This window comes from Bacillus sp. B2-WWTP-C-10-Post-4 (assembly GCF_009183805.1).
GTDB lineage: Bacteria > Bacillota > Bacilli > Bacillales > Bacillaceae_G > Bacillus_A > Bacillus_A cereus.
Genome location: NZ_WEII01000208.1, coordinates 1 through 3,929 on the forward strand (window position 1 = coordinate 1; position 3,929 = coordinate 3,929).

Consider the following 3,929-nt stretch of genomic DNA (forward strand, 5'->3'; position numbering starts at 1 on the left):
GTTTTAAACTGTATTAATAAAATAAAAATATATATAAAGAAAAGAGTGTAGTTTAATGGAAACAATCTTTAACATTTAAACTGTTTTAGTTTTTTGGATAATATTTACTACACAATTAGCATTAACTACACTTTCTTTCATAGTAAAGAAGAATTGGAAAAAACTTAATATCTCTTTAAGTTGTGGTGTATTAAAGTTTAAAATAGAAGAGTAAGATTGAGTTTTGTATAAGGGAGGTATGATAGTGGTAGACTTGGATATTAAAGATGTCACAGTAAAGATGGAATTAAACGGTGTCTTTTGGAATGAGGATCGGATTGCTGAAATGAAGGTGACTACAAAAGAAGAGCATTCTGTTATTCTTCGTCTAGTAGTTGATTTAGAAAGTAAAACTATTAGGGCGACGAGTGCGGAAATAGTGAATGGATTCTGCCCTCTGTGCAAACAGAAAAAGGACGAATGTAGTGAACTTAATGACTTGCAAAACAAAATGGAAATTTTAGAAGAAGCCTACGATTGGGTGAGAGAACATCCGGAATATCGTTTTCAATTATCTTTTTACGAGTATAATAAATTTGAGGTAGTAAAGTGAAATTTGTATTTTAACAACTTATAGAAGGACTTGGTCAACTAGAAATATTGAAGTAGATATTTCTAATAGAAATAAGCTTGTATAACAAGGAAGGGATATATTTGATTCTGCAACAAATGTCATCTTGCATCAAAAAAATTTGAAAATAAGCATGTTTTATTATAAAGCAGAAAAATCGATTCTTAGTAGAATCGATTTTTAATATAAATAAAAGAGCGCTTATTAAAAGCGCCCAGTAACAACAGTTATATGGAAGTATTTATCCCGTAAAAGCCCGATTGGTGAGGGCTAATAATTAGTGGGGATGAACAAAACCCCACTGATTAAAGTTTCACTTTATTCAATACCGCTCGGATCAAACGAATACTGCTGCTTATTCTCAATCCGCTCAATCACATCTTGCAGCTCATCCGGCTTCAGAAACTCAATAGGAGAGAAGCCTTTTTCAAATGTAAGTGTGTCTGCTTCAATCATAAGTACGTATCGATCATTTACCTTCGCAATATGTATTTGATCCCCGAAATCCGCAAGCAACGCCTTCACAGAGATATGATCGGCTTTTAGTTTTAATTCCACTTCAGGAGCATGCTCGACGATTTGAGCGGTTGCTTCCATTACTTCTTCGGTTGAAAATTTTTCCATAATTTCGCGTTTCGGACTGGCAGCCCATACTTCCATCGCTTGGTCGAATTGTTCGCGTTCTTCCGTACCTTCTTCAAATACATCTTCAATTTGGTCGTATACCATGTCCATTACTTGTGTTTTCATAATTTCAGGCATAGAGCGTTCATATTCGACGAATTTTAAGAAGTCTTCAAAGTAGCGGGCATGTGATGCTTGATGTATTTTTAGTTCGCCTACTTCAGCCATCCCTTCTTCAGGCATGTACGGATATTGGATAGATTTCATATTCTTTGTTGTGATGGCCATTTCAACGTTACGAATCAGTGTTGATTCATCAGAAATAGAAGCAACCTTTGGTTCGAAGTCGCATTTCATTACGAATACAAATGGATCATCAAAGTATTTGCGTAGTTTTGCCTGAGCAATTAAAAATACACCACCACGTACAGCGCTTGTGTCAAGATATGTATAAACGAGAGGTTCGCTCATATCTTTAAAGTTTTCTTTTGTTTCTGCAAAGCGAATACGATTAAAAAGGTTGTAATGAGGGTTTGAATCAAGTTCGTGCCCTTCTTCTACAATAAAGCGACCAATTTTTGTTGGGGCTTGTTCTGTTTTTGCATGACGTTCTACTTTTCGCTTCGATATTTTTAATAACTCACCATTCAAAAATTCTTTTAAGGAACTATCTTCATATTCTTCAGCGTCTAAAGTTTGAAAATGTTTGTAGCGTTTATCAACTGCTTCACCTTTTCCTTCTACTTGTACAACATAAAAGGAAAGATAATTTATTTCAAAATCCATATTTATCACCTTGTTTCATTTCATTAACTCTTATCAGTATAGAGATGGAAAAAACTTTCGTCAATTTATATAAGGAAGGGGGAGCCCCTTCCTTATATAATTTTTATTTTTTCAATTAAAATCCGTCTTCTAATGCTGCGAATGGAATGTTTAGTCTGTTTTCTACTGTGCGTAAACGTTGGTTTAAGCGGTTTAGTCTACGTGTATGGCGCTCAACTGTATTTTCTAGTTGACGAACTCTTTGTTCAAGCTCATTTACGCGTCTTTCTAATTGACGATTTCCAGTGCCAGGAAAAGAGATTGGAAGTTGGAATTGTCTATTTTGGTCATATGGATTCGTGTGCTCTGCTTGATCTATATAAGATTGATATTGTGTTTGTAAGTCATACTGTGGTTGTTGGTACGCATATTGATTATATGGATCATATGGATTGTAGGGATACATAATAACATCCTCCATTTCTTTAAAATAGGTTGAATTCACCATAATGTATGTGCAAAAGCGGAGCGGTGGCACGGCAAATACCTATTTATGTTGACGGGATTTCTCTTTATCAAGCTATTTGCTGGGCAATAAGACCCCCACTGATTACAGTTTCACTTTATAAAAAATAGCTTGAGGGTTTTTGATTTGTATTTCTTTTGCTTAATGGTATATACTGGATAAAAGAGAGAGTTTACATAAAAGTTACAATTCTATCAAACTCAAACTTTTATGTAAATATGTATAGACATTTATAAAAGAAAAGAGTAATTTATATAGAGTGAAAAATAACTTGTAACATTTTATAAACATATTGTAAAATGATTGTAACAAAACATACATAAAAATGAAATAAATACATAATAGTGATGTTGGGGAAAGGGAGAGAGTATATTGTTCCGTAAAGTAAAGGGTATATTGGTTGGGGTGTTATGTGTAGCTATAATGAGTGGCTGTGGTGCAAAAGTAAGTGATGTTGCATTGGTAAGTGATATTGGTGGGCATACTGTAGAGGCTAAAGCAGAAGTGCAGGATACTATTAGTTTAGTTGATGGTCGAACTGGTACTGAAGTGAAAAAATTAGATTTATCTAGTTTAGGCTATTTTGAAGATGAAGCGAAATTTAAAAAGTCTGTAACAAAGGTTGTTGGTGAGGTTGGAAAAAGCGTCGACAAAAAAATGGTTCCTTCACGTATAGCACCTGATGGAAGTTGGCAAGAAGGAAAACCTTCTTATGAATTAATGGAAAAAGAATTAGTAGATAAATTGTTAAATGTTGGTATGTGGGATGCTACGTATCAGTTGCCGATCGTGGAGAAAAAACCAGTCGCAACATTAAGTGATGCGCAAGGAAATGGTACGGTAATTGGTAGATATGAAACGAACTTAGGTGGTTCAACAGGTGGCCGTATTGAGAATATTCGTTTGTCAGCAGCGAGCATAAACGGAGTTGTGTTAGCAAAAGGAGACCGTTTCTCTTTTAATTCATTAATCGGTGATACAACACCAGATAAAGGATATCAATTAGGGAAAGAAATAGTTGATGGTAAATTAGTAGATGGATATGGCGGTGGTGTTTGTCAAACATCTTCAACTTTATACAATGCAGCAGATCAAGCTGGCCTGAAAATGGTGGAGAGAACTACACATTCTAAAACGGTAGGTTATGTTCCACAAGGAAGAGATGCTACAATTGCATATCCATATTTAGATTTAGTATTTGAAAATACGAATGATGCACCTGTGAAGCTTTATATGGGCATTCAGGGTGGAAAGCTAGTTGCTGAAGTACATAAAATGAGATAAGAGTTATAAAGCCACCTTTTCTGAAGTGACCCCCGAAAGTTAGACAGGTCGTTTCATTAGGCAGCCTCTAGGGTATGAGCCCGGTATTGTACTGGGCTCATACCCTTTAATTTTGCCTTA

Annotated in this window: 4 protein-coding genes; 2 read left to right on the plus strand and 2 right to left on the minus strand. The window is 35.1% G+C overall.

Features of this window, described 5'->3' with window-relative positions; genetic code table 11:
* Nucleotides 1-244 precede the first annotated feature (244 nt).
* Entirely contained in the window at nt 245-592 is a 348-nt protein-coding gene (locus tag GBN78_RS28995) for a hypothetical protein (RefSeq protein ID WP_000227982.1), read from the plus strand.
* Between the two features lie 336 nt (nt 593-928).
* Here the strand turns inward: GBN78_RS28995 and GBN78_RS29000 are convergent, their stop codons facing one another.
* Both GBN78_RS29000 and GBN78_RS29005 read right to left on the minus strand, forming a co-directional pair.
* Nucleotides 929-2,020 carry a DUF3900 domain-containing protein gene (locus GBN78_RS29000; protein WP_152128000.1) on the minus strand — a complete coding sequence of 364 codons (1,092 nt, stop codon included), beginning with the start codon at nt 2,018-2,020 and terminating at the stop codon, nt 929-931.
* Nucleotides 2,021-2,135: 115 nt separating this feature from the next.
* Nucleotides 2,136-2,465, minus strand: coding sequence for a hypothetical protein (locus GBN78_RS29005; RefSeq protein ID WP_000283715.1), 330 nt, complete (start codon nt 2,463-2,465; stop codon nt 2,136-2,138).
* A 432-nt stretch (nt 2,466-2,897) separates the two neighbouring features.
* Between GBN78_RS29005 and GBN78_RS29010 the strand changes: the two genes are divergently transcribed.
* Entirely contained in the window at nt 2,898-3,809 is a 912-nt protein-coding gene (locus GBN78_RS29010; RefSeq protein WP_000488973.1) for a VanW family protein, read from the plus strand.
* Nucleotides 3,810-3,929: the final 120 nt, after the last annotated feature.